1 pseudogene is annotated in these 238 nt (G+C 63.4%); it reads left to right on the top strand.

Features of this window, described 5'->3' with window-relative positions:
- Positions 1–238, top strand: a pseudogene (locus tag ACR9ZK_RS23355) (hypothetical protein); the annotation flags it as partial.

The raw sequence follows: 238 nt of genomic DNA on the forward strand, positions 1-238 counted from the left end.
TCCTCGCCTCGACCCACCCGGCGGTCGTGCACGACGACCCGGCCTTAGGCTAAGAGATCGCGCACATCGTCCAGGAAGGCCTGCATCGGATGTACGGCGAGGGGCGGACTCCCGAAGAGTCCAACATCATCTACTACCTGACCGTCTACAACGAGCCGATCGTGCAGCAGGCGGAGCCGGAGAACGTCGACGTCGAGGGCATCCTCAAGGGCATATACCACCTGTCCCAGGCCGACAC

This window comes from Monashia sp. HAY1-5C (assembly GCF_056755255.1).